Below are 22,694 nucleotides of genomic sequence, written 5' to 3'. Positions count from 1 at the left end.
AAGGTTAGGTTAGCCTCACCGATCTTCGGGACGGCACGACCTATCGAATCCCGTCGGGAGGTGGAACCGCGTGTTCGTCTGCAACTGTTTCGGAGTGACCGAGGCGCAGGTGAAGAAGCACGCGGCGGACGGCGCCTGCACCCCCCGGCAGATAGCGTCCGCCTGCAAGGCGGGCACCGACTGCGGGTCCTGCGTCCGGCGCATCCAGGCGCTGCTGGGCCGCGGTGCCCTCCCCGGCCGGGATTCGGTCAAGCAGGACATACCGGCACTGGCGGAAGCGGGGCGCCGGGAAGAGCGGCTGAACGAGGCGGCCTGAGACCTGGCCCGTCCGGCCAGGACTTCTCCGGCTCCGACTTCTCCCGCTCCGACTTCTCCGGCTCCGACTTCTCCCGCTCCGGCTCTCCTGGCTCTAGCTGTCCGGCTGCTCGATGAGCTGCGCGATGTAGAGCGCCTCGCCGAGCTTCTCCACGAGTTCCAGCTGGGTGTCCAGATAGTCGATGTGGTGCTCCTCGTCCGCGAGGATCGACTCGAAGATGTTCGCGGACGTGACATCGCCCTTGGCCCGCATCACGTCGATACCGCGCCTGAGCCGGTCGATCGCCTCGACCTCGACCTGGCGGTCCGCCTGGAACATCTCGGTGACCGTCTGTCCGACCCGGACGTGGAAGAGCCGCTGGTAGTTCGGCAGGCCGTCCAGGAAGAGGATGCGGTCGGTCAGCAGCTCCGCGTGCTTCATCTCGTCGAAGGACTCGTGCCGCGTGTACTTCGCCAGCTTCGTCCAGCCGAAGTTCTCCTGCATCTTCGCGTGCAGGAAGTACTGGTTGATCGCGGTGAGCTCGGCGGTCAGCTGCTCGTTGAGGAATTCGAGAACCTCGGGGTCGCCCTGCATCGCGAAGGCTCCTTCCAGGCGGGGGAACTGGTGGGTTGCGCCGCATGATTGCACCGGTGTTGAAGATCGTCCAGTAAGTGCATGCTTAGTAAGTAAGTGCAGGCTTAGTCCAATTTGTCGTGCTTGACCGAGTGGGTACGGACCTGGTCATGTCCACTCCCCGGGTCTGTCAGGATGGAGTCATGGGTCAGCCGGTGGGTCGTGCATCTGGAGAAGCAGCGCAGTCGGAGCTTCCGCCGGGGCAGCGACTGCAGCGGGGCTGGCCGGTCACGCACTACGGGCCCGTACCCAAGTTCCGTCCCGAGCGCTGGGAATTCAGGATCTTCGGCGCCACCGCCGACAGCGAGAAGTACTGCTGGACCCACGACGAGTTCACCGCACTGCCGTACGCGACGGTCGTGGCCGATCTGCACTGCGTCACGAAGTTCAGCATGGTCGGTGCGGAGTGGGGTGGCGTGCCGACCCGGACGATCCTGGAGATCGCCCCGCCGGCGTCCGGCGTCACCCATGTCATGGTCTGGGCGGAGTACGGCTTCAGTTCGAATCTGCGCCTCGACGACTTCGCGTCCGAGCGTTCGATCTTCGCCACCCACAAGGACGGTGAACTGCTCACCGCGGAGCACGGCTTCCCGCTGCGTCTCGTCGTGCCGCAGCTGTACGCCTGGAAGGGCCCCAAGTGGGTGCGCGGCGTGGAGTACATGACCGCCGACCGCCGCGGTTTCTGGGAGGAGCGCGGCTATCACAACGTCGGCGACCCCTGGCGTGAGCAGCGCTACTCCTACCAGGAGGAGCCCGGGGACGGCCCCGAGCTCTGACCGTTCCGAGTGCCGCCCCGAGCTCTGACCGTCCCGAGTTCAGACCGTCCCGAGATCTGCTGTTCTCGCTGTTCAGTGGTGGTACTGGTGCACCACGGCGTGGCCCTTGCCGCGACCGATCGTCCACTTGTTGACCGGCGTCGTGACCACGAACGCGGCGGCCAGCGCGATCGCCAGCACCCACCAGAACAGCGCGTCCCCGAGTCCGGCGTCCATCGCGCCCGGCCAGACGACGATCACGCCGTTGTCGATCAGCTCCATCACCGCGATGGAGAGCGTGTCCGCGGCGAACGCGACCCGGATCGCGGTCCTGAGGTCGACGCCCGCCTTCAGTACGCCGCGCAGTGTGAGCGCGTAACCGAAGAAGAAGGCCAGGGTGATCGCCAGTACGAGCGTGGGCACGGAACCCCAGCCGAGCGCGGTGCCGATCACCATGCCGAGCACCTCGCCGATGGCGCACCCGGTCAGGCAGTGCAGCGTGGCCCGGACGGCCGTGGACCAGCTTGCGTGCGGGTGTCCGTCGTGCTGCATCAGAGCCCCCGACGTTGAGTGACGGTTCCTGTTCAAGGGTCGGAACCATATACCCCCCAGGGGTATTCCCTCAAGGGGGCCCACCGCCGTGGGAGTGGCGGTTGCCGGAGCCCGGGTGGGGTCTGTTCGCTCAGCCGTCCCTGAGCTTCTTCAGGCGCTCCACGTCCGCCGCGTGCCCCTCCTTGCCGCCGGGCGTCTCGATGATCAGCGGTACGCCCTCGGTGGCGGGGTGTGTCATCAGGGCGCGGAACGGGTCCTCGCCGATGTGACCGGCGCCGATGTTCTCGTGGCGGTCCTTGTGGGCGCCGGCCACGTCCTTGGAGTCGTTGGCGTGGATCAGCTTCAGGCGGCCCTCGCCGACCGTGTCCACCAGCAGATCGAGGGTCTGGTGCATCCCGCTGGGCCCGGTGAGGTCGTGGCCCGCGGCGAAGATGTGGCACGTGTCCAGGCAGACACCCAGCTTGGGATGGGCGTCGAGCGCCTCGAAGTACGGCCCGAAGTCCCAGGTCCGTGAGCAGAGCGAGGCGCCCTGACCGGCGGTCGACTCCAGCAGCAGGAACGGGTCGTCGTCGTGGGTCAGCTCGTCCAGCAGCGGCAGCAGGTACTCACGTACCTGCCGGAGCGCGACCGGGCGCTCCCGGCCGCCGGTCGCCGAGCCCGTGTGCACGACCACGCCGAGCGCCCCGATCGCCCGCCCTCTGCGCAGTGAGTGCCGCAGCGACTCCACCGACTTCTCCACGGTCGCCTCGGTGTGCGAACCGAAGTTGATCAGGTAGGGCGCGTGGACGTACGCGGGGATGGACTCCGCGGCGCAGGCGGTACGGAACTGCTCGTCCTGGGCCGGGTTCCCAGGTGGTGTCGCCCAGCCACGCGGGTTGGCGACGAAGACCTGGACGGTCTCGGCGGCTACCTCACGCGCGTACGAGAGGCCTACGGAGGCAAGACCTCCGGCGACGGGGACATGGCCGCCGACAGGGTTGCGGGACTGCTGAGTGCTCACCCTCCAAGGGTGTCACGCGGTCCCGGCCGCCCTGTCGGCGGCCATGTCCCCACAAGTCCGACGAACCTCGCTCATCGGCCCAGTGGCCGAGCGCCCTCGACGGCGCTGCTCGGCGCACCGGCTGCTCAGCGGATCTCGATGGTGATCTTCGACCCCTTGGGCGCCTTCTCGCCGCCCTCGGTCGACTGGCTCTCCACCGTGTCGCCGAAGAGTCCCAGCAGCCCGCGGTCCTCCTCGACCTCGAAACCGGCCTCTTCCAGTTCCTGCTTCGCGTCGTCGACGCTGTCGCCCACGACGTCCGGCACCTCGACCATCGGCGGGCCCTTGGACACCGTCAGCTTGACGGTGTCGCCCTGGGCCACCTGCTTGTCGGGATCGGGCGACTGCTCGGCGACCTGGCCGGCCTCGTAGTCGGAGGTGATCCGCCCGGAGGTGACCTCGACCGTCAGACCCGCGTCCTCCAGCTCCTGCCTGGCGTCGTCCAGGTCGTCGCCGAGCACGTTGGGCACCTCCACCGGGCTGCCCTTGCTGACGACCAGCGCGATCGCCGAACCGCCGCGGCGCTCGGTGCCCGCCCCCGGCTTTGTGCCGATCACATAGCCCGCGGTGACGTCTTCATGGAAGGACTTGGTGACCATGCCCGCGGCGAGGCCTTCCTTCTTCAGCCGCTCCTTGGCCTTGTCGAGCGTGTAGCCCTTGAGGTCCGGCACCCGCACGGTGTGGGGGCCCTTGGAGATCGTCAGGGTCACGGAGCCGTTGTCGCGGATCCGGGTGGTCGGCTCCGGGTCCGTGCTGACGACCCTGCCGATCTTGACCGTGTCGCTGTACGCCTTGGTGGTCCGCACGCCGAGGCCGGCGTCCTCGATGCTCTTCCTGGCCTGCGCCTCCGTCTTGTCGAGCACCGCGGGGACCTCGGTGAACTGGCCGGAGTTGATGTACCAGACCCCCGCGCCGACGCCGAGGACCAGCAGCACCGCGGCGACGATCGCGAGCACACCCCGGCGAGGTGCCGTCGTGCGGACGCGCCGCGGCGGCTCGGGCGGCGGGGACGGCAGGAAGCTCGTGCGGTGGAGCTCCGCGTCGTCCTCGTTCACCGGGAGCAGCCGGGGCACCGACAGCGAGCGCGGGATCACGCTCGTACGGTTGTCGGCGCCCGGGCGGTCCGTGGCGACGGCGCCCGGCGGCACGGCGTCCAGCTGGTCGTCGCTCAGGGCGCTGCGCGCGTCCAGGGTCTGTGCGAGCAGCGCCACCGCGTCGTACGGGCGGATCTCGGGGTTGCGCGCGGTCGCCGAGGTGACCAGCTCGTCGAGTTCGTGGGCGAGGCCCGGCACGAGCGCCGACGGCGGGGGCACGTCCTCGTGGAGGTGCTTGTAGAGCACCGCCGCGGGTGAGTCGCCCGAGTGCGGCCGGTCGCCGGTCAGCATCTCGAAGAGGAGGATGCCGCACGCGTACACGTCCACACGGGGGTCGGCCGTGCCGTGTTCTATCTGCTCCGGCGCGAGATACGACACCGTGCCCAGGATGGCGCCCGTCGTGTGGGTGACCGTGTCCACGGCCCGTACGAGCCCGAAGTCCGCCACCTTCACCCGGCCGTCGTCCCCTATCAGGACGTTCTCCGGCTTCATGTCGCGGTGCACGAACCCGGCACGGTGCGCGGCGCCGAGCGCGGCGAGGACCGGCTCCAGGATGTCCAGCGCGGCCCGCGGCTGGAGCGCCCCGCGCTCGCGCAGTACGTCGCGAAGGGTGCATCCGGCCACGTACTCCATCGCCAGATAGACGTAACTGCCGTCGGTGCCCTGGTCGAAGACCTGCACCACGTTCGGGTGGGCGAGCCTGGCCACCGACTTGGCCTCGCGGATGAAACGGTCGACGAACGAGGCGTCGGCCGCCAGGGTCGGGTGCATCACCTTGAGCGCGAGCACCCGGTCGAGGCGGGTGTCCACGGCCCGGTAGACCGTGGCCATCCCGCCGACCGCGATGCGGGCGTCGACGCGATACCGACCGTCGAGCACATGCCCGACCAAGGGGTCTTGAAGGGTCGTATCCACGCAGGTGAGTGTACGAGCCACCACTGACGGAGCCGCCCGTGCGGGCGATTCCGGGGCGGTACTGAAGCCGAGCTGTGACGCATCTCGCACGCCGGCCGACCGGCTACGGCTTACACGTTCGGGACGGATTCGGACGCGCGTTCCGGCCAGAACTCGGAGAAAGCAGCGAGGCGGGAGGAGGTGTGAGGCGGCATGAGGAAGTGCGCGAGAACCTCAGAAAGCGGGGCGTTCCGGATCGAGTCGCGCGATGCCCTCCGACGTGGACGAGGCCTCCGCGAAGTGGCGGCGCGGAATGCGCCCCGCCCGGTACGCGAGGCGCCCGGCCTCGACCGCGTGCCGCATGCCCTCGGCCATGAGGACCGGCTCCTGCGCCCGGGTCACCGCCGAGGCGAGCATCACACCGGCGCACCCCAGCTCCATGGCGAGCGCCGCGTCCGACGCCGTGCCGGCTCCCGCGTCCAGAATGACCGGTACGCACGCGTGCTCCACGATCAGCTGGAAGTTGTGCGGGTTGCGGATCCCGAGCCCCGACCCGATGGGCGACCCGAGCGGCATGATCGCGGCGCAGCCCACGTCCTCCAGCTTCCGTGCGAGGACCGGGTCGTCGTTCGTGTACGGCAGGACCGTGAAGCCGTCGTCGACGAGGGTCTCGGCGGCGTCGAGCAGCTCGATCGGATCGGGCAGCAGTGTGCGCTCGTCGGCGATGACCTCCAGTTTGACGACGTCCGTGCCGAGCGCCTCGCGCGCGAGGCGGGCCGTCAGGACGGCCTCCCCGGCGGTGAAACAGCCCGCGGTGTTGGGCAGTACGCGGATGCCCAGCCGGTCGAGCACGGAGAGGACCGAGCCATGGGACCCGGGGCTCACGCGCCGCATGGCGACCGTCGTCAGCTCCGTGCCGGACGCGACGAGCGAGCGCTCCAGGACGTCGAGGCTGGGGGCACCGCCGGTGCCCATGATCAGACGGGACGCGTAGGACGTACCGCCGAGGACGAAGGGGTCGTCGGCCATGGGTCAGCCTCCTTGGACGGCGGTGAGTACTTCGACGCGGTCGCCCTCGCGCAGGAGGGTCGTCGGCCACTGCGTGCGCGGGACGACGGTCTCGTTGAGGGCGGCGGCGACCCCGGAGGGGGCCGCGCAGAGAGCGGTCACGAGGGTGTCGAGAGCGGTGTCGGCGGCGAGTTCCCGCCGCTCCCCGTTGACGAGGACGGTCACGCTCATGCGGGCTGCTCCGTGCGTGCGACGGCGTCGAACCGCCGGGGAGTGAACGGGCGGGCCTCCTCCGGGAGCTCGCCGGTGGTCAGGGCGTGCGCCAGGGCATCGCCGGTGACCGGGGTGAGCAGCACCCCGTTGCGGTGGTGGCCGGTCGCCAGGAGCAGCCCGGGGAGTTCGGTCGGGCCGAGCAGGGGCGCGTTGTCGGGGGAGCCCGGGCGCAGTCCGGCGCGCGTCTCGGTGAGCGGCAGCTCGGTGATGCCGGGAACGAGTTCGTGGGCGTCCCGCAGCAGCTCGTACACGCCGCCCGCCGTCACCGTGGTGTCCCAGCCCAGCTCCTCGCTGGTCGCGCCGACGACCAGCTCGCCGCTCTCGCGCGGCACGAGGTAGACGTGGCTGCCGCGGACCATGGCGCGCACGGTCCGGCTCAGGAAGGGCGCGTTCCGGCCGCGGAGCGCCGAGGCCCGCTCCGGCATGGCCAGCCGCAGCACCTGCCCCTTCACGGGCCGCACCGGCGGCAGTACGTCCTCGGGCACACCCGCGAGACGTCCGCTGAGGCTGCCCGCGGCGAGGACCACCTGCCCCGCGGACAGCTCCGTGCCGCCCGTCGTGACAACTCCGGCCGCGCGGTCCCGTACGACGGTCAGCCGCTCGGCCCACGTCCGGTGGAAGACCACTCCGGCCCGTTCACAGGCCGTGACCAGAGCCGCGGCGAGGCGCCGCGGGTCGATCTGGTGGTCGCCGTCCACCCGCAGTCCGCCGCGCACCCCGGGCGCGAGCATCGGCTCCAGGCGGCGGCACTCGCGGCCGCTCAGCCACTCCGACTCCAGGCCCGAGCGGCTCTGCAGGGCGTGCAGTTCCCGCAGGTGGGCGCGGTCGTCGGCGTCGAGTGCGACGGTCAGCGTGCCGCACCTGCGGTATCCGAGGTCCTGGCCGGTCGCCTCGGTCAGCTCCGCGACGAAGTCCGGATAACGGTGCGCCGAGGCCAGGTTGAGGCCCAGCAGGGTCTCCTCGCCGTAGTGCAGCTCCGTGACGGCGGCCAGCATCCCGGCCGCGACCTGCGCGGCGCCACCGCCGGGCTCGGGATCCACCAGCGCGGTCGTCAACCCGTGCCGCGCGGCCCGCCAGGCGGTGACCAGGCCGATGATTCCGCCTCCGACGACCAGAACGTCGGAGGTAGGGCCATCGACGCCGTGACCATCGACGCCGTGACCATCGGCGGCCAGGACGTGGGGTGAAGGTGCTTGTGGTGTACGCGACATGGGCGTCCAGCCCCTCCCTTCGCCGGCATGACCCGGATCAGGTTCGTACGGTCGGAGGCCGTCCCAGCCTCCCTCTCAGCCCGGTACGTCCGGGCTCCCGCGAGTGCTTTACGTTGGCCACCCTAGCTCTTCGCCTCGCACCTCAGTAAGGGAGCCTCACGGCATGGCCCGCTCGCTCGACGGACTCGTTCTCGCCCCCGTGGCCGACCAGGCACCGGGGCAGGTGGGTACGCGCACCCGGTTCTCGTACCACGAGCGGGACGGCGCGGTCTGGGCCGAGTACGCGGGCGGCGACGTCGTGCGCGGCCACCTCGTGGGCACCCGCGAGGGCGACCGGCTCGACTTCCGGTACGTACAGCTGAAGACGGACGGAACCACCTCGTCCGGGCACTGTGTGTCCCAGGTCGCCGAGACCCCCGACGGCCGGGTGCGGCTGGCGGAGACCTGGGAGTGGGAGTCCCAGGAGGGCAGCGGGACGAGTGTGGTCGAAGAGGTCACCAGGAGCTGACGCCGTGCCGGAGGCTGTGCGACAGCTCATCGACCGTGCCCCTGACCGACGATCTCACCGATCTGTCTATGGTGACCGGGTGAGCGAGCTGACACAGGAAACGGGCCCGGCGGCGCGCGTACGCGTCGTGATCGTCGGTGCGGGCATGGCCGGCGTGCAGACCGCCGTCGCCCTGCGGGAACAGGGCTTTCCCGGCAGCGTGACCCTGATCGGCGCGGAACCCCACCGGCCGTACGACCGCCCGCCGCTCTCCAAGGCCGTACTGCTCGGCAAGGCCGAGGGATCCGCCTTCGACGTCGACTTCGAGAACCTCGACGTGGAACTGCGCCTGGGTCTGGAAGTCACCGGCGTCCGCCCGGCCTCCCGCGAGCTCGACACGGCCCAGGGACGCGTCCCGTACGACGTCCTGGTCGTCGCCACGGGGGCGGAACCCGTCCGGCTGCCGGGCACCGAGGGCGTACCCGGTGTCCATCTGCTGCGCACCCTCGACGACGCCGAGCGGCTGCGCCCCGTCCTCGCCGGGCAGCACGACATCGTGGTGGTGGGCGCGGGGTGGATCGGCGCGGAGTTCGCCACGGCGGCGCGTGAGGCGGGGTGCGCGGTGACCGTCGTCGAAGCCGCCGACCGGCCGCTCGTGGGCGCGCTGCCGGCCGAGGTGGCCGCGCCCATGGCCGCCTGGTACGCGGACAGCGGGGCGTCGCTGCGCACCCACGCGCGCGTGGAGCGCGTCGAGCCCGGCGCGGTGGTGCTGGACGACGGTTCGCGGCTGCCTGCGGGCGCCGTCGTGGTCGGTGTCGGGGCACGGCCGGCCACGTCCTGGCTGGCCGGTTCGGGGATCGAACTCGGCGCCCACCGGGAGATCGTCGCGGACGACCATCTGCGCACCTCCCTCCCGGACGTGTACGCGGTCGGCGACTGCGCCTCGTTCCCGTCGGGGCGCTACGGCGAGCGCCTGCTGATCCACCACTGGGACAACGCGCTCCAGGGCCCGCGCACGGTCGCGGCGAACATCGTGGGGGAGACGCCGGCGCCGTACGACCCGGTGCCGTACTTCTGGTCGGAGCAGTTCGGCCGCTTCGTGCAGTACGCGGGGCACCACGGGGCCGCCGACGCCCTGCTCCGGCGGGGGGATCCGGCGGGGCCCTCCTGGTCGGTGTGCTGGCTCCGCGAGGGCCGCCTGGTCGCGGTCCTGGCGGTGGGGCGCCCCCGGGACCTGGCGCAGGGCCGCCGGCTGATCGAGTCGGGCACCCGAATGGACCCCGCCCTGCTGACGGACCCGACCCGCCCCTTGAAGGGGGCCGCGCTCTAGCGCGCCGCGCTTCCGCGGGGAGGTGTTTCGTCGTCTGCGACCAGCCACAGACGGCCCGTACCGGCGAACGGCCTGGTGTGTGCCCGGTCACGGTGGAGCGGGCCGCCCGGGTACCGGGTGTCAGTGGGAGATGGCAGGCTTGTCCTCGTGACCGAGATTGACGCAAAGATCGATGCTCTCGTCCCCGCCTGGCTCACCCTCCCCGACATCGCCGAACAGTTCGGCGTCGAGGTGACGCGCGTCCGGCAGCTGGTCAGGGAAGGCCAGCTGATCGCCGTACGACGTGGTGAGAACCGCGCGCTGCACGTCCCCGCCGCTTTCATCGACGTGGACGAACAGAAGGTCGTCAAGGGCCTCGCAGGCACCCTGACGCTCCTGCGGGACGACGGCTACAACGACGAAGAGATGCTGGAGTGGCTCTTCACCCCCGACGAGAGCCTGCCCGGCACCCCCGCGCAGGCTCTGAGTGAGAATCGCGGCACGGAGGTGAAGCGCCGCGCCCAGGCGCTCGCCGTCTGACCCGAGCACGACGCAGATCCGCATCGCCGCACGGCGTACGGGCCGCGGGCCGCGAACTGTGAAGACAGGAGTGGGCCCGCGGCCCGTACGCCACCGACACCAGACACCACACGGGGGACCCACGCATGCCCGAACCCACCGCACGCGCGCAGCTCGCCGACGCCCGGGTCTACCTCTGCACGGACGCCCGCAGGCGCCAGGGAGACCTTCCCGCCTTCCTGGACGCGGTCCTCGCGGGCGGCGTGGACATCGTGCAGCTGCGCGACAAGGGCATGGAGGCGGCCGAGGAACTCGACCACCTCGCGGTCCTCGCGGACGCCTGCCGCCGGCACGGCAAGCTCCTCGCGGTGAACGACCGGGCCGACGTCGCCCACGCCGCCGGAGCCGACGTCCTGCACCTCGGCCAGGGAGACCTCCCCGTCCCCGCGGCCCGGGCGATCCTCGGTGACGAGGTCCTGATAGGCCGCTCCACGCACGCCGGACCGGAGGCCTCGGCCGCCGCCGTCCAGGACGGCGTGGACTACTTCTGCACAGGCCCCTGCTGGCCGACCCCCACCAAGCCGGGCCGCCACGCGCCGGGCCTCGACCTGGTCCGGCACACGGCCGCGCTCGCCACGGACCGCCCCTGGTTCGCCATCGGCGGCATCGACCTCGGCAATCTCGACGAGGTGCTCGAAGCGGGTGCCCGCCGGGTCGTCGTCGTACGGGCGATCACCGAGGCCGACGACCCGGGCTCGGCGGCGGCGGAGTTCGCCAAGCGGCTCCGGGCGGCGTGAACCGCGAGCGCCGGACAGAGCAGCACGGAGCGGGACAGGGCAGAACAGATACGTGCCGATCCGGGATCGGTCGAGCGCCGGTTGTCCGAGGAGTGGACAACAAGTCGGCAAATCGGGCAAAGTTCCCGCATCCGGTTGGGGGACTGCCTGCCCCTGGCTAACCTGCGGGTATGGCCCTCGGATCTGCTTCCACCAGGACTGACCGCGCACGCACCGTGCGCGACATGCTCGCGACCGGAAAGACGACCTTCTCGTTCGAGTTCTGGGCGCCGAAGACCGAAAAGGGCGAGCGGAACCTGTGGAACGCGCTGCGCAGGGTCGAGGCGGTCGCCCCCAGCTTCGTCTCGGTGACCTACGGCGCCGGCGGCACCACCCGCGCCGGCACGGTCAAGGCGACCGAGCAGATCGTCTCCGACACGACGCTCACCCCGGTCGCCCACCTCACCGCGGTCGACCACTCCATCGCGGAACTGCGCAACATCATCGGCCAGTACGCGGACGCCGGGATCCGGAACATGCTCGCCGTGCGCGGCGACCCGCCCGGCGACCCCATGGCCGACTGGGTGGCGCACCCCCAGGGCCTCACCTACGCGGCCGAACTGGTCCAGCTCATCAAGGAGTCCGGCGACTTCTGCGTGGGTGTCGCGGCCTTCCCCGAGATGCATCCGAGGTCCGCGGACTGGGACGCGGACGTGGCGAACTTCGTCGACAAGTGCCGGGCCGGCGCCGACTACGCGATCACGCAGATGTTCTTCCGGCCGGACGCCTACCTGAGGCTGCGTGACCGGGTCGAGGCGGCGGGCTGCGATACTCCGGTCATCCCCGAGGTCATGCCGGTGACGAGCGTGAAGATGCTGGAGCGACTGCCGCAACTCAGCAACGCCTCGTTCCCGGACGCCCTGAAAGAGCGGATCCTCACAGCCAAAGACGATCCGGCGGCTGTACGCTCCATTGGCATCGAGTTCGCCACGGAGTTCTGCGCGGGGCTGCTGGCCGAGGGAGTCCCCGGACTGCATTTCATTACGTTGAACAACTCCACCGCGACGCTGGAAATCTACGAGAACCTGGGCCTGCATCATCCACAGCAGGCCTAGACCGGTCGCATCGTGATACGACACACTGCGTAGCGGCCATCTGGGAGAGGGGCGTACATGGGCTGGACGGTCCTCTACATAGCATTCGGCATCGTCGCGCTGTGGCTGCTCGGCGAGGTCCTGCTGCAGTACAAGGCGCGGCTGCGCTGGCGGCTGCTGGCCTTCGGCGGCTTCCTCGGGGTGGTCATCGGTGTCCTGATCCCGTCGGTGGTGGTCATCGGTCTGGGTGCTGCCGCCTTCGCCGTCGGGCAGACGTACGTCACGCTGTCGTTCCGCAGTGGCTTCGCGGCCGGCTGGGCCGTCGCCGGACGGCCGGGCGTCACCAAGCGCCGCCGCGGCGAACCCGAGCGCCAGGAACCGACCCTGGAGGTCACGGACCTCCAGGCCGCGCAGAGCGGAACGTATCCGCAAAACGACTTCGGCCGCAGCGAGAGCTTCGGCGGGGACGACGCCTTCGGACGCGAGGAGTCGGTCTTCGGGCAGCGCCCCGCGAACGCCGCCGAGTCCACCGCCGTCTACGAGCCGCAGCCGCTGCCCGACGACACCGGCCAGTACGGCGTCTACAGCGAAGCCGCCTACGCGGCGGCCGCCGACGCCGCGTACGCCGCCTCCGCGCAGGCACAGGCGCAGGGCGGTCAGGCGGACCAGGGCCAGGACCAGGGCCAGTCCCAGGATCAGTTCGCCCAGAACTACGGCTACGACGGCTACTCGGGCTACGACCAGCAGCAGTACGGCTACGACACCGGACAGCAGCAGCAGTACGCCGCCTACTCCGACCCGTACGTCGGCTCGCAGTCCTACGACGCTGCCTCCTACGGCCAGTCCTACGACAGCTCGCAGCAGCAGTACGGACAGCAAGGGCAGCAGGGACAGCAGGGACAGCAGGGTTACGAACAGGAGCAGTACGCCGCGGGTGCCTACGGCGGCGGCGAGAACACTCCGCCCGGCGGCGTCTGGGTGCCGCAGCAGCGGACCACCGAGGACCCGTCCGGAGGCGAACTCCCGCCGGAGCAGCCGTATCCGTACGAGGGCAACGGTCAGCAGCAGGGCGGGTACGACGAGCAGCAGTACCGGTACTGACGGGGGTACCGGTACCGGTACCCCCGTCAGTACCGGCGCGGTCTCACCCGGGGATCGCCCTCACCGTCACTGCGAACCCCTGAAGTCAGGCCCCTCCACGATCAGTCCGGCGACCAGCGACCCCGACATACCGGCGTGCGGAAGCCCGCCGCCCGGGTGCGCCCAGCCGCCGACCGCGAACAGGCCCGGTATACGGGTGGCATTGCCCGGCCGCAGGCGTGTGCCGCCCGCGCCGGCCAGCGCGGGCGCGGGCACCCCGCCGCCCGCGGCCCCGGTCTCCCGCTCCGTGTGCAGGGGCGTCCGCACCTCGCGCCACAGCACGCGCCCGCGCAGCTCCGGCACGGCCCGCTCCGCGGCGGCGACCATGCGATCCGCGAAGGCGTCGGCGGCGCCGGCCGCCGCCCAGTCGTGGCGCGCGAGGGACGGCACCGTCGCCGTGAGCACCACGGACTCGTGGGCGTCGTCCGGGCGCAGCAACGGATCGTCGGGACGGTCCACCCACACCGTGGGCCGCGGCGCCGCCGCACCCGCCTCGAAGATGTGGTCCAGCTCCTCGGCCCGGTCCGCGGTGTGCACGACCGTGCGATGCGCGGCGCCCGCCTCGCGCGGGCCGCGCAGGGCGAGACAGACCACGGCCTTGCCGCAGGACGGGGAGGCGGAGGGGGACGGGGACGGGGACGCGGGATGCGGCCCGGGTGCCTCGCCCGCGTACAGATCGTCGCGGCCCGTCAGGCCTTTCAGCAGCTCCGGCGGGCCGCCCACCACGAAGTCCGCGTCGGTGACGGTCCCGTCGCGCAGCTCCACGCCGGTCGCCCGGCCGTCCTTCTCGGTGACCGCGACGACCTCGGCCCCGAAGACGAACTCCACCCGCCTGGCCACGCACCGCTCGTGCACGGCCCGCGCCAGCTCGCGGATCCCGCCGCGCACGTACCACGCGCCGAAGGCGTGCTCCATGTACGGCAGGACGGCCGCGCTCGCCGGGACCGCGCCCGGGTCGAGGCCGTACGCCAGCGCGTAGCTCTCCAGGAGGGCGGTGAGGCGGGGGTCGCCCAGCTCCCAGGCACCGACCTCCGAGAGCCGGGTCGCCGTACGCGTGCGCAGCAGGCGCCGCTGCCGCAGCGCAGGGTAGGGCTCGCGCTCGCCCAGCACCTGCCAGTCGGGCCACAGCGGCTCCTCCAGGAGCGGCCTGCGCGTCCGGTCCCAGGCCTCGCGAGCCCGGACCAGGAAGTCGCCCCAGCGCTCACCCGCGCCCGCGCCCAGCGCCCCGTCCAGGGCCGAGACGACCCCCGCGCGCGAGGCGTTGGGCAGCGAGACCTCCGTGCCGTCGGCGAAGACGTGCCGTGCCGCCGGGTCGACCTGGACCAGGTCGACGCAGGCCTCCAGAGGCTCCTTGCCGGTCTTGACGAACAGATCGCGGTAGACCGCGGGCAGCTGGAGCAGCCCGGGGCCCGTGTCGAAGGCGAACCCGTCGCGCACGAAGCGGCCCACCGCTCCGCCGTACGTCGCCGCCCGCTCGTACACCGTCACCCGGTGGCCCGCGACGGCCAGCCGGGCAGCGGCCGCCATCGCGCCCATCCCGGCGCCGATCACCACAATCCGTGCCATGCCAGGGACCTTATCGGCCGCCACTGACAACGGGCCCGCGGCCCCGGGCGCCCGCCGGGGTCAGCCGGGTGGTGGCGGCCCGAGCCGGTCCACGAGCCGTTTCTCCTCCCGGCGCTGGGCCCGGCGCCGCAGGAACCGTCTGATCCGTGAGACCAGGAAGTAGAGCACCAGCAGACCGGCCAGCAGCAGGACACCCGCGATGATGGCCGCGGCCTCGGGATTGAACATCGCGAAGGTCAGGATCCCGGCGACTCCGAGATCCTCCGCGGTGCTCATCACGACGTTGCTGAACGGCTCCGGCGAGGTGTTGATCGCCATCCGCGTGCCGGCCTTGACGGTGTGGCTGGCCAGGGCGGAGGAGCCGCCGATCGCCCCGGCCGCCAGCTCGGACAGCGAACCGCTCTGCCCGGCGAGCAGCGCCGCGACGACGGCTCCCGACACCGGGCGGATCACGGTGTGCACGGTGTCCCACACCGAGTCCACGTACGGGATCTTGTCGGCGACGGCCTCGCAGACGAACAGGACGCCGGCCACGACGAGGACTTCGGGGCGCTGCAGCGACTCGGGGACCTCGTCGGTCAGTCCGGTCGCGCCGAAGAGGCCGAGGAGCAGCACCACCGCGTACGCGTTGACACCGCTGGCCCAGCCGCTGGTGAACACCAGGGGGAGTACGGACACGGACGCGATCGTAACCAGTCGGCAAGGGCGTGTCCTGGGCACGTGTGCGCAGTGCTGAGTACACGTACTCAGGGCGTGAGTTGAGTACGCGCGCGGATGGGTTCCCACCTGCGCGGACGAGAGAGTGGAGGCACGGAAAGGGGCGCGGCTCCGGTACCGCCGACACGGGGCGGCGGAACGGGCGGCGCCCTCTACCGCTCCTTCCGCCGATCACTCGGCGGAAGCGAGGCACGGGGGGTCCCGAGGGAGACCGGAACGGGGAACCGTCGGGGGCCACTGGGGGATGTGCGGGGGGACGCACGGGGGAGCACAGGAGGGGCGCCGGTCCGGCGTGGCCCGCGGGGGACGCGGCCACTTCGGACCGGCGTTCACCTGTGCCCGCTGTGTCTGTTGTGCCCGCTGTGCCTGCTGTGTTCGTCGTGCCTCTGTGTCACCTGTGTCACTTGTGTCCGAGGCGCTCGCCGCCGACCCTCCCCTGAAGCAGCAGGGACAGCGCCGCGTGGACGTCGTCCAGGGACCGCTGCGGCTGGAACGCCTGCCAGTCCAGGGCTGCCACCAGCACCATGCCGACCAGCGCGGCCGCCGTCAGCGGGGTGTCGATCTCATCACTCAGCTCGCCGTTCGCGATCCCGTCGCGCAGGACGTCCTCGACGACCGCGACGGCCTGCTGCCTGACCACCATCAGCGTGGACTGCCAGGCGCGGTTGGTGCGCCACAACTCCGCCACGTACAGCTGGGTGAAGGCCGGGTAGCGGCCGATGAAGACGAGGCCCGCCCGGATCATCGCGTCCAGCGCGTCGACCCGGCTGCCGCCGTCCTCGTCGGTCTTCTCGACCGCCTCCCGCAGCGAGGCGGTGAGCAGTCCCACCCCGTGCCGGAGCAGCTCTTCGAAGAGGACGGACTTGCTCGCGAAGTTGTAGTAGACCGTGCCCTTCGCCACTCCGGCACGCTCGGCGATCTCGTCCACGGTGGTGGCGGAGAAGCCCTGCTCGGCGATGAGGGTCACCGCCGCCTCGTAGAGCTTCTGCCGGGTCGCCTGCCGCCGGCCGCCGCCGCTGTCCACCGTCCTGCTGCTTTCCATGGCCCTGATTGTCACAGGCTCAGCTCCGGATGAAGTCGGTCGAGGGTCCACACCTGCCGGCGTCGCGCGGACACCGCGGTGAGCGCGAGGGCGCCCAGGGTGAAGGCGGTGAGGACGGCGCACGCCTGCCAGACCGGCCCCAGGCCGCCGCCCGTGATGAGTCTCCTCAGGGCGTCGACGACGTAACTCATCGGCATGAAGGGGTGGATCGCGTTGAAGAAACCGGGGCTGGTCTGCACGGGATACGTGCCGCCGGCCGAGGTCAGCTGGAGCATCAGGAGCGCGAGGACGAGGATCCGGCCGGCCGCTCCGAAGCGGGCGTTGAGCCACTGCACGATCGCCGAGAAACAGGCCGTCACCAGGAAGAGGAAGGCCACTGTCCCGGCCGCCCGCACCGCCTCCAGGCCGATGGCCCAGTGCAGTACGGACATCAGCGCGACCGTCTGCAGTACTCCCAGAGCGGCCACCGGCAGCCAGCCCGCCAGCGCGATCCGCCAGGCGGGGGCGCCCGCGGCGAGCGCGCGCCGGTTGAGCGGCGGAATCAGCATGTAGGCGACCATCGCGCCCACCCACAAGGAGAGCGGAATGAAGTACGGGGCGAAACCGGTGCCGTAGTTGGGCGCCTTGTGCAGGTCCTTCGAAGCGAGCTGTACGGGGTCGGCCATGACCCCGGTGCGCTGATCGCGGTCCTTCTTATCGTAGTCCGGGATCTTTCCCGCGCCGTCGTGCAGCCCGCCGGCGAGCTTCCCCGAGCCGTCGACGAGCTTGTACATGCCCCCTTCTAGGTCGTTCGCGCCCGTCCCGAGCCTGCCGATCCCGCTGTCGAGGTCGGTGGCGCCCTTCTTGGCCGTGCCGAGCCCTGTGTGCAGGGTTTCGGCCCCCTTGGCGACCTTCCCGGCCCCCTTGTTGAGCTCGTTGATCTTCGAGACGGCCGTGGCGAGGTCCTCGGACAGGTGCGGTGAGCGGTCGGCCAGCGCCCGCGCCTGCTTCTCCAGGGTGGCCAGATGCTTGTCCAGCGACTTAAGGTCGCCGTCCTGGCCGGTCACCAGCGTGTCGACGCCGTCGGCGACCCTCGCCACGTCCGCCGCCGCGTCCTTGGCCTTCTTCAGGTCCGGGCAGGCGGCGTCGGGCAGTGGCAGGTCCTGGTCCTCGCAGCGCGCCGTGTAGACGCCGTTCAGCGTGTCGGAGGCGGTGCGCGCGCTCTTGGCGGCGGCAGGGGCCGTCCTCGCCAGCGTGTCGAGGTTGCCGCGGATGACCGAGGCGGAGTCCGCGACGAGTCGGGCGGTGTCGCCGATCTCCTTCTCGTTGCCCTTCAGGAAGGGCCCCACCTTGTCCGCGACGCCGTTCACCTTGTCCGCGAGGGTCTGCGTGCCCTCCGAGACCTGCCGCGAGCCGTCCTCCAGGTCACCCGCTCCCGTGTCGAGCTTCTTCAGCCCGGCGGAGAGCTTGCCGCTGCCCTTCTCGGCGTCCGAGAGGCCGTCCGCGAGGTCCTTCGAGCCCTTCTTCGCCTTCCCGATGCCACCGGAGAGGCTGTCGGCCCCCTCGGCGGCCTTCTCGGTCTTCCCGTGGATGTCGGAGAACGAGACGTAGATCTTGTCGAGGAACGACCGTGACGCCTTGGTCGAGGCGGCCGTGCGCACCTCGCTGAAGACCGTCCGCGAGATCTGCCCGACGATGTAGTTGTTCGCGTCGTTCGTGCGCACCTGGAGGGCGCCCGTCTCCGGGGAGTCCCCCGAACTGGAGGCGATCCTCCTGCTGAAGTCGGACGGCATGGTCAGCGACAGGTAGTAATCGCCGTTCTCGACCCCCTCGCGGGCCTCCGAGGCGCTCACCTCGTGCCACTCGAAGGTGTCGCTCTCATGCAGGCCCTTGGTGATCTCGTCGCCCAGCACGACCTTCTTGTCGGCCCTGTCGGCGGCGGTGGCTCCCCGGTCGTCGTTCACCAGCGCCACGGGGATGCGGTCGAGACGGCCGTACGGGTCCCAGAACGACCACAGGTAGAGGGCGCCGTACAGCAGGGGCAGCAGCAGGAGCGCGGCCAGCGCCGCGCGCGGGAGCCTGCCCCTGCCGAAGCGCCTGAGCTCAAGCGCGGCCAGTTTCGGCGAGCGCATCCGCCGTCTCCTTGTCGTGGTCGTCGGGCTGGTCCTGGTTCCGGTCCTGGTTCCGGTCGTGGGCCCGGTCGTGGGCCGGTGTGCCGGCGGATCCTGTGGACACCACGACCGCGCCCTCGGGGGCCTCGCTGCACACCGCCACGACCGTGGTCCCGGCCTCGGTCAGGGAGCGCAGCAGCGCCCAGACCTCGGTCCGTTCGGCATCCGAGAGTTTCAGGTCGATGTCGTCGATCCCGAGCAGCCGAGGGCGGCCGATCAGGGCGAGGGCCACGGACAGCCGCAGCGCCTCCAGGCGCTCCAGGTCACGCACGGCGGTCCTGGAGCCCTTGGGCAGTGCCTCCCGGTCGAGACCGGCGGCGGCCAGCGCGCTGTCGACCCGCAGCCGGACCTCCGCCAGCCGCTCCTGACGCGGTCGCAGCAGTCCGCGTACGGGGCCGCCGAACCGCCGCTGGAGCAGTGCGCGCTCCCGGAGGTGCTCGGCGACGGACAGGGCGGGCTCCAGGTCGGTGACGCCGGGCACATGGGCCGGCGCGCTGAACCGGCGGACCGCCGCCATCTGCTTCGGCAGCTCGTAGCGACCCACTCTCGCGTGTCCCTCGGTGGGCCTCATCCGCCCGGTGAGTGCCAGCAACAGGCACGTACGGCCCGAGCCCGAGGGTCCTTCGACCGCGATCAGCGAGCCGGGATCAGCCTCGATGTCCACGCCGCGGAACGCCCAGCCGCGGGGTCCCTTGAGCCCGAAGTCCTCGGCCGTGACGCCGAGTCCGTGCGGACCGTCCACAACTTCCCCCACTCTCCGGATCCTTCAACCGGTTGAACCGCAAAGTTTTTGAACTGACTGGTCAGTGCAAAAACTACTCCGAACCTATGAGCGAAGCAAAAGTGCAGGTCAGAACGGATTGTCAGTGGCATACCGCACGATAGGCGCATACGGCATCTCCCGTTGGGGTGTGCCGTCACACGACGACAGGAGGTTCGTCATGGCCAGCTCTTCCGCAGCCGCCGCCCGTCGGCGCCGCGCCACCGGCCCTGCCCCCTCACTGACCGGACCGGCGAGCGATGTGCACCCCGTGCTCCGCCGTGCCACGGCCCCGCCCGCCGCCCTCGATCTGCTCGCCCAGGCCCGCGCCGGACTCGACGAGGCGGCCCTGCTGGAAATGCCGAACGACCGGTACGCGACGGCGCACCTGGCCGCCCTGCGCACCGCCGCGGCCGTACTCGCCGCCCGCGGCCGGCCCGAGAGCACCGAGAGGCGCCGGGCCAAGATCCGGAGCGCTTGGGAAGTGCTGCCCGAGATAGCGCCCGAACTCGCCGAGTGGAGCGTGCTGTTCGCCTCGGGAGCCCGCCGCCGTGCCCGCGCGGAGGCCGGCATCCAGGGCGCCGCCAGCATCCGGGACGCCGACGACCTGCTGCGTGACGTGGCGATGTTCCTCCGCCTCGTCGAGCGCATGCTGGTTCTCCAGCCGGTCCTGCCCCAGCCACGGCACGAAGGCGGCCGGGGCGGAGGCCAGGCCTCCCAGGGGGCACGGATCGCGCCGGACCCCCGGGACGTGCAGGACGTCCCGGACGCGGGCTGATAACGATGCCGGACCCGGCCGCCGGACCCGGCCGCCGGACCCGGCCGCCGGACCCGGCCGCCGGACCCGGCCGCCGGACCCGGACGCCGGACCCGGACGCGGACCTGGACCTGGACCCGGACCTTCACCCGGACCTGGACCTGGACCCGGACCCGGCCGCCGGACGCGGACCCGGACCCGGACCTGGACCTGGACCCGGACCCGGACTGGCCCTGCACCCGGACGCGGACCTGGCCCTGGACCCGGGTCTGGCCGTGGGCTGCGGCTCCGGCCCGGCGAGCGGGCCGACGGCGGTGTGGGGCCGACGGCGGCGCGGGGACGAAGACGGCGCGGGAACGATCGCGGTCCACCCGGCGGTCGCACCGCCTGCCTGCCTGCCTGCCTGCCTGCCTGCCCGCCTGCCCGCCTGCCCGCCTGCCCGGCTGCCCGGACGTCCGCCTGGACGACCGTCTGGACGGCCGCCCGGAACGTGCCCGGACGCGTCCCCGGAACGTGCCCGGACGCGTCCCCGGAACGTGCCCGGACGACCGTCTGGACGACCGTCTGGACGACCGTCTGGACGTCTGCCCGGATGTCCGCCGGACGGCCGCCCGGATGTCCGTCCGGCGGTCACGGCCGGTGAGGGGCCGGGCGTCCGGCGCGCGAGACGGGGGGTTGGGCAGCGGGCGTGAGGCAATAAGGTTGGGACGCCTGAATCTCCCCGGCGCCGGACACGGCGGGGGAGGTATGCCCATCGCTCCGCCGCACCGAGGCGGTGCCGCGCCGAGGAGTCAACTGCCGTGTCGGACCCGATGCGCCCGCCCGTCTCCCACCGCCGCCCTCAACCGGCGTCGCCGCGCTCCGGCCCGTCCAGCCCCCGCGCCTCTCTGCGTACCGCCGTGGTCTGGGACGTTCTGAAGGACGCCCTCGACCGTCGGGTCAAGGCCACGGGCCGGGAGTCGCTGGACGTGCTCGACACGGGAGGCGGCAGCGGCAACTTCGCGGTGCCCGTGGCCCGACTCGGCCACCGCGTCACCGTCGTGGACCCCAGCCCGAACGCGCTGTTCGCGCTGGAGCGCCGGGCCGCCGAGGCCGACGTCGCCGACCGCGTCCAGGGGGTCCAGGGCGACGCGCACGGCCTCTTCGACGTCGTCGAGCGCGGTGGCTACGACGCGGTGCTGTGCCACGGAGTCCTTGAGTACATGGACGACCCCGCCGAGGGCCTGCGCAACGCCGTCGGCGCGCTGCGCCCCGAGGGCGTCCTCAGCCTGCTCGCCGCCGGACTGGGCGGCGCCGTGCTCGCGCGGGCCCTCGCCGGACACTTCACGGAGGCCCGCCAGGCCCTGAGTGACCCGGACGGCCGGTGGGGCGAGGGTGATCCCGTTCCGCACCGCTTCACGGCCGAGCAGCTGACCGCTCTGGTCGAGGGCGCGGGCCTGGACGTCGGTGCGGTGCACGGCGTGCGGGTCTTCGCGGACCTGGTCCCCGGGGTCCTCGTGGACACCGAGCCGGGCGCCCTGGACGCCCTGCTGAAACTGGAGACCGCGGCCGCCGAACTCGCCGCCTTCCACTCCGTTGCCACGCAGCTTCATGTGCTCGGTGAGACGCGGGAGTCGGCCGAGGGGTGAGTCACCACCCGCGTCGCACCGCTGATCAGGGGCGCGACAGCAGATGGAGTACGCCACAGGCCCCCCGATCGGACGCTCGGAGCCGTATGATCGGGGGAGACCGTCCGGCATGACGGGCCGGTCGCTGGGGAATCTACGCCTCAGCGGATCGGAAAGCCATGGCGGGTTCCGGTTGGCGAATTGGCGCAGAGGGGCGGGTTTCACGGGGGCGATTCCCTGCCTATCCTGAAGGGACCCCCCGTCGCCCCGGCGACTGCACGATGAGGAGGACGCCGTGCCGCTCTCGGAGCACGAGCAGCGAATGCTCGAGCAGATGGAGCGAGCGCTGTACGCCGAAGATCCCAAGTTCGCGACAGCGCTTGAGGGAAGCGGGCTGCGTACGTACACCCGGCGACGGGTCTACCAGGCGGTCGCCGGCTTCCTCGTAGGTATCGCGCTCCTCATGGCCGGAATGGTCGCACAGCAGATCTGGGTCAGCGTGGTGGGTTTTCTCGTCATGCTGGGCTGCGCGGTGCTCGCCGTCACCGGTTGGCGCAAGGCCCCCAAGCCGGGTGAACAGCCCGCGGCGGGTGCGCCAGGTGCTCCGCAGGCCCGTCGTCAGGGTCGGCAGCGGCGCTCCATGATGGACCGCATCGAACAGCGCTGGCAGCGGCGCCGTGACGAGCAGGGCGGCCAGTAGCCCACCGGGTTCCGGCCGAACAGACGCACGCAAGAAGGGGTGACCACCGTCGAGGTGGCCGCCCCTTCAGCGTGCCTGCCCTCGGTGTGCCCGGCCGCCACGAGTTCGGCCGCCACGAGCGGCCGCCGCGGCGAGTGAGGCCGCCCCGGCGTGACGGCCGGCGTGACCTGCCCCGAGGTGAGCTGCGCCCGGCGGGAGCCGCGGCCGGCCGGAGTGCCGTTCACGTGACGGCCGCCCAGCGCGAGGACCGCCGTGAGTCGCGACCGCCGTGAGTCGCGACCGGCGTGAGGGCCGAGCAGCGCGGGAGGCCGACCGG

At 71.6% G+C, this 22,694-nt stretch carries 23 protein-coding genes and 1 riboswitch; of the genes, 11 read left to right on the top strand and 12 right to left on the bottom strand.

The window, feature by feature from the left end; genetic code table 11:
- Nucleotides 1-70: 70 nt before the first annotated feature.
- Nucleotides 71-316, top strand: coding sequence for a bacterioferritin-associated ferredoxin (locus ACIOKD_RS08775; protein ID WP_402080156.1), 246 nt, complete (start codon nt 71-73; stop codon nt 314-316).
- A 93-nt stretch (nt 317-409) separates the two neighbouring features.
- On the opposite strand, the gene bfr is transcribed toward ACIOKD_RS08775, so the two are convergent.
- Nucleotides 410-889 (bottom strand): bacterioferritin, encoded by a 480-nt coding sequence (gene bfr / locus ACIOKD_RS08770; protein ID WP_402080154.1) that lies wholly within the window; start codon nt 887-889, stop codon nt 410-412.
- A 182-nt stretch (nt 890-1,071) separates the two neighbouring features.
- Here bfr and ACIOKD_RS08765 point away from each other — a divergent pair, with 182 nt between their 5' ends.
- Nucleotides 1,072-1,704: a sulfite oxidase-like oxidoreductase gene (locus ACIOKD_RS08765; RefSeq protein ID WP_402080151.1), complete on the top strand. Its 633-nt coding sequence runs from the start codon at nt 1,072-1,074 to the stop codon at nt 1,702-1,704.
- Nucleotides 1,705-1,776: 72 nt separating this feature from the next.
- Here ACIOKD_RS08765 and ACIOKD_RS08760 read toward each other — a convergent pair whose 3' ends face one another.
- The 6 genes from ACIOKD_RS08760 to thiO form a co-directional block, all read right to left on the bottom strand.
- On the bottom strand, nt 1,777-2,235 hold the full coding sequence (locus tag ACIOKD_RS08760) for a DUF4396 domain-containing protein (RefSeq protein ID WP_402080148.1): 459 nt from the start codon (nt 2,233-2,235) through the stop codon (nt 1,777-1,779).
- Between the two features lie 130 nt (nt 2,236-2,365).
- Nucleotides 2,366-3,235, bottom strand: a complete 870-nt coding sequence (locus tag ACIOKD_RS08755; protein ID WP_402080146.1) for a deoxyribonuclease IV — start codon at nt 3,233-3,235, stop codon at nt 2,366-2,368.
- Nucleotides 3,236-3,360: 125 nt separating this feature from the next.
- On the bottom strand, nt 3,361-5,283 hold the full coding sequence (gene pknB, locus ACIOKD_RS08750; protein WP_402080143.1) for a Stk1 family PASTA domain-containing Ser/Thr kinase: 1,923 nt from the start codon (nt 5,281-5,283) through the stop codon (nt 3,361-3,363).
- 213 nt (nt 5,284-5,496) lie between these two features.
- Entirely contained in the window at nt 5,497-6,291 is a 795-nt protein-coding gene (locus ACIOKD_RS08745) for a thiazole synthase (protein ID WP_402080141.1), read from the bottom strand.
- Nucleotides 6,292-6,294: 3 nt separating this feature from the next.
- On the bottom strand, nt 6,295-6,501 hold the full coding sequence (thiS, locus tag ACIOKD_RS08740; RefSeq protein WP_387326554.1) for a sulfur carrier protein ThiS: 207 nt from the start codon (nt 6,499-6,501) through the stop codon (nt 6,295-6,297).
- Nucleotides 6,498-7,754, bottom strand: coding sequence for a glycine oxidase ThiO (gene thiO / locus ACIOKD_RS08735; RefSeq protein ID WP_402080138.1), 1,257 nt, complete (start codon nt 7,752-7,754; stop codon nt 6,498-6,500). The genes thiS and thiO overlap by 4 nt, the downstream gene beginning before the upstream one ends.
- Nucleotides 7,752-7,865: riboswitch (TPP riboswitch) on the bottom strand. Its footprint overlaps the gene before it by 3 nt.
- Before the next feature lie 52 nt (nt 7,866-7,917).
- On the opposite strand from thiO, the gene ACIOKD_RS08730 reads away from it, so the two are divergent.
- The 6 genes from ACIOKD_RS08730 to ACIOKD_RS08705 all read left to right on the top strand — a co-directional run bounded on the left by ACIOKD_RS08730 (nt 7,918) and on the right by ACIOKD_RS08705 (nt 13,040).
- Nucleotides 7,918-8,262, top strand: coding sequence for a hypothetical protein (locus tag ACIOKD_RS08730; protein ID WP_402080135.1), 345 nt, complete (start codon nt 7,918-7,920; stop codon nt 8,260-8,262).
- Between the two features lie 79 nt (nt 8,263-8,341).
- A complete protein-coding gene (locus ACIOKD_RS08725; RefSeq protein WP_402080133.1) occupies nt 8,342-9,571 on the top strand; it encodes an NAD(P)/FAD-dependent oxidoreductase in 1,230 nt (409 codons plus the stop codon).
- A gap of 147 nt (nt 9,572-9,718) precedes the next feature.
- A complete protein-coding gene (locus tag ACIOKD_RS08720; RefSeq protein ID WP_402080130.1) occupies nt 9,719-10,090 on the top strand; it encodes an Rv2175c family DNA-binding protein in 372 nt (123 codons plus the stop codon).
- A 125-nt stretch (nt 10,091-10,215) separates the two neighbouring features.
- Nucleotides 10,216-10,866, top strand: a complete 651-nt coding sequence (gene thiE, locus ACIOKD_RS08715) for a thiamine phosphate synthase (protein WP_402080127.1) — start codon at nt 10,216-10,218, stop codon at nt 10,864-10,866.
- Nucleotides 10,867-11,036: 170 nt separating this feature from the next.
- Nucleotides 11,037-11,960, top strand: coding sequence for a methylenetetrahydrofolate reductase [NAD(P)H] (metF, locus tag ACIOKD_RS08710; RefSeq protein ID WP_402080125.1), 924 nt, complete (start codon nt 11,037-11,039; stop codon nt 11,958-11,960).
- A 57-nt stretch (nt 11,961-12,017) separates the two neighbouring features.
- A complete protein-coding gene (locus tag ACIOKD_RS08705; protein WP_402080122.1) occupies nt 12,018-13,040 on the top strand; it encodes a hypothetical protein in 1,023 nt (340 codons plus the stop codon).
- A gap of 66 nt (nt 13,041-13,106) precedes the next feature.
- Here the strand turns inward: ACIOKD_RS08705 and ACIOKD_RS08700 are convergent, their stop codons facing one another.
- The 5 genes from ACIOKD_RS08700 to ACIOKD_RS08680 all read right to left on the bottom strand — a co-directional run bounded on the left by ACIOKD_RS08700 (nt 13,107) and on the right by ACIOKD_RS08680 (nt 19,308).
- Entirely contained in the window at nt 13,107-14,645 is a 1,539-nt protein-coding gene (locus ACIOKD_RS08700; RefSeq protein ID WP_402080120.1) for a phytoene desaturase family protein, read from the bottom strand.
- A gap of 60 nt (nt 14,646-14,705) precedes the next feature.
- On the bottom strand, nt 14,706-15,323 hold the full coding sequence (locus tag ACIOKD_RS08695) for a DUF4126 domain-containing protein (protein WP_402080117.1): 618 nt from the start codon (nt 15,321-15,323) through the stop codon (nt 14,706-14,708).
- A gap of 439 nt (nt 15,324-15,762) precedes the next feature.
- Nucleotides 15,763-16,404, bottom strand: a complete 642-nt coding sequence (locus ACIOKD_RS08690; protein WP_402080115.1) for a TetR/AcrR family transcriptional regulator — start codon at nt 16,402-16,404, stop codon at nt 15,763-15,765.
- Nucleotides 16,405-16,415: 11 nt separating this feature from the next.
- Nucleotides 16,416-18,515: a YhgE/Pip family protein gene (locus ACIOKD_RS08685; RefSeq protein ID WP_402080113.1), complete on the bottom strand. Its 2,100-nt coding sequence runs from the start codon at nt 18,513-18,515 to the stop codon at nt 16,416-16,418.
- The gene (locus tag ACIOKD_RS08680) at nt 18,487-19,308 is read right to left on the bottom strand and encodes an ATP-binding cassette domain-containing protein (protein ID WP_402080110.1); all 822 of its coding nucleotides are present in this window, start codon (nt 19,306-19,308) and stop codon (nt 18,487-18,489) included. The genes ACIOKD_RS08685 and ACIOKD_RS08680 overlap by 29 nt, the downstream gene beginning before the upstream one ends.
- Before the next feature lie 187 nt (nt 19,309-19,495).
- Between ACIOKD_RS08680 and ACIOKD_RS08675 the strand changes: the two genes are divergently transcribed.
- The 3 genes from ACIOKD_RS08675 (at nt 19,496) to ACIOKD_RS08665 (ending at nt 22,378) form a co-directional block, all read left to right on the top strand.
- Nucleotides 19,496-20,092, top strand: coding sequence for an SAV_6107 family HEPN domain-containing protein (locus tag ACIOKD_RS08675; protein WP_402080108.1), 597 nt, complete (start codon nt 19,496-19,498; stop codon nt 20,090-20,092).
- Nucleotides 20,093-20,871: 779 nt separating this feature from the next.
- The gene (locus ACIOKD_RS08670) at nt 20,872-21,699 is read left to right on the top strand and encodes a class I SAM-dependent methyltransferase (protein WP_402080105.1); all 828 of its coding nucleotides are present in this window, start codon (nt 20,872-20,874) and stop codon (nt 21,697-21,699) included.
- 274 nt (nt 21,700-21,973) lie between these two features.
- On the top strand, nt 21,974-22,378 hold the full coding sequence (locus ACIOKD_RS08665; RefSeq protein WP_189779038.1) for a DUF3040 domain-containing protein: 405 nt from the start codon (nt 21,974-21,976) through the stop codon (nt 22,376-22,378).
- Nucleotides 22,379-22,694: the final 316 nt, after the last annotated feature.

Source organism: Streptomyces sp. NPDC087844, from assembly GCF_044742785.1.
Classification (GTDB): domain Bacteria; phylum Actinomycetota; class Actinomycetes; order Streptomycetales; family Streptomycetaceae; genus Streptomyces.
Note: the sequence above shows the minus strand (reverse complement) of the source record. Positions and strands in the feature narration are given on the sequence as shown.